The organism is Streptomyces sp. AV19 (genome assembly GCF_015999245.1).
Classification (GTDB): Bacteria; Actinomycetota; Actinomycetes; order Streptomycetales; family Streptomycetaceae; genus Streptomyces.
Window position 1 is genome coordinate 1 of sequence record NZ_JAEAMR010000091.1, and the last position, 2043, is coordinate 2043.

Sequence of the window (2043 nt, forward strand, 5' to 3'; positions counted from 1 at the left end):
TGTTGGGCTGGTCCGTTGGGTGCGGTGAGGCCGTTGCTGGCTCCGTCCTGGTTGACGGCGCTGCCGCGTACGACTGCCAGGATTCGGTGGCCGTTGCGTCGGGCGTCCGAGAGGCGTTCGACGAGGAGCATGCCGACACCTTCGCCCCACCCCACCCCATCGGCCGCTGCGGAGAAGGCCTTGCACCGACCGTCCCGCGACAGCCCCCGCTGCCGCGAGAACTCCACGAAGGCGATGGGGGTGGACATCACTGCGACGCCGCCGACGAGAGCCATCGTGCACTCGTCCGCGCGCAATGCCTGGCACGCGAGATGCAGGGCGACCAGCGATGACGAGCAGGAGGTGTCGACGGTGACCGCAGGGCCTTCGAGCCCGAGCGAGAAGGAGATCCGGCCGGAGGCGATGCCGGCTGCGATTCCCGTGAGGACATGTCCCTCGACGTCCTGGTCGGCGCGGGACGTGTGGGTGCCGGCGTAGTCCTGTGGGTTGGCGCCTACGAAGACCGCCGTCCTGCTACCGCGCAGGGACGCCGGCGGGATGGCGGCGTGCTCCAGGGCCTCCCAGGCGGTTTCGAGGAGAAGCCGTTGCTGCGGGTCCATGGCTGTCGCTTCGATCGGACTGATCCCGAAGAAGGGGGCGTCGAAGTCGCCCGCGTCATAGAGGAAGCCGCCTTGCCTGGTGTAACAGGTGCCATGTACGTCGGGATCCGGATCGTAGAGCTCTTCCAGCTGCCATCCCCGGTCGGCGGGAAAGCCGCCCACCGCGTCCGTTCCAGAGGCGATGAGACTCCAGAAATCGTCGGCCGATCGGCTCCCGCCGGGATAGCGGCAGGCCATGCCCACGATCGCAAGGGGCTCGCGGCTCTTCTCGGTGACGGTACGCAGGCGCCGACGCGTCTTGTCGAGGTCCGCGGTCACCCGCTTGAGGTAGTCGAGCAGCTGCTTTTCGTTCACCATGTTGGGATCACATCCTTAACCGGCCCGGATGCGGGCGGAACAGCGCTCGGTGATTCAGGCGAGCCCGAGGTCGTTGTCGATGAAATCGAGGACTTCGGCAGCGGTGGCCGAGGCGAGTGCGCTGGAGTCGGGGGTGGCGTCGGACTGATCTCGTGTCTCTGTCCAGCGCGTCAGCATGGACTGCAGTCGCGCGGCGACCCGGGAATGTGCGGCGTCTTCGTCGCCGAGATTGGCGAGGAGTGACTCCAGTCGGTCGATTTCCACCATGACCGATGTGGCAGAGGTGTACGCGGAATGCTGCTCCAGCAGAGAGCGCCGCAGGTGTTCCGCGAGTTCAGACGGTGTGGGGTAGTCGAACGCCAGCGTCGACGGCAGTCGGAGGCCCGTGCCCGAGCTCAGGCGGTTGCGCAGCTCGACGGCGGTGAGCGAGTCGAAGCCCTGGTCGCGGAAGAGTGCGTTCGGCATGACGTCATCCGGATGGTCGTGCCCGAGCACGACGGCTGCTTGGGACTGGACAAGAGCGAGAAGGGCTGCGGACTGCTCGGTGGTCGTGAGCCGTGCGATGTGGGCGAACGGTGCGGGCGGGGCGGATCGGATAGGTGTGGTCGGTGTGGGGTGGTGGTGGGTGAGGTTGTGGAGGAGGGGTGGTGTGGGGGTGGGGTGGTGGGGGTTGAGGTGGGTGGGGATGAGGGTGGGGTGGTGGGTGTGGTGGGTGGTTGCGGTGGTGTAGAGGGTGAGGGCTTGGGGGGTGGTGAGGGGGGTGAGTCCGGTGGTGGTGATGCGGTGGTGGTCGGTGGGGGTGAGGTGGGTGGTCATGGTGCTGGTTTGTTGCCAGAGGCCCCAGGCGAGGGATTGGGCGGGTTGTCCGTGGGCTTGGCGGTGGTGGGCGAGGGCGTCGAGGACGGCGTTGGCGGCGGCGTAGTTGGCTTGGCCGGGGGAGCCGAGGGTGGCGGCGGCGGAGGAGTAGAGGATGAAGGTGGTGAGGTGGGGGTGGTGTTGGGTGAGGTGGTGGAGGTGGAGGGCGGTGTCGGTTTTGGGGGTGAGGGTGGTGTGGAGGTGGTGGGGGGTGAGGTTGGGGATGGTGGCG

Annotated in this window: 2 protein-coding genes; both read right to left on the bottom strand. The window is 67.7% G+C overall.

Annotated elements, in window-relative coordinates:
- Positions 1-956 (bottom strand): beta-ketoacyl synthase N-terminal-like domain-containing protein (locus I5Q34_RS33670; RefSeq protein WP_199896300.1); only part of this gene is annotated, 956 nt, incomplete at its 3' end.
- A gap of 54 nt (positions 957-1010) precedes the next feature.
- On the bottom strand, positions 1011-2043 hold a 1033-nt coding region (locus I5Q34_RS33675), incomplete at its 5' end, for an acyl carrier protein (RefSeq protein ID WP_199896301.1).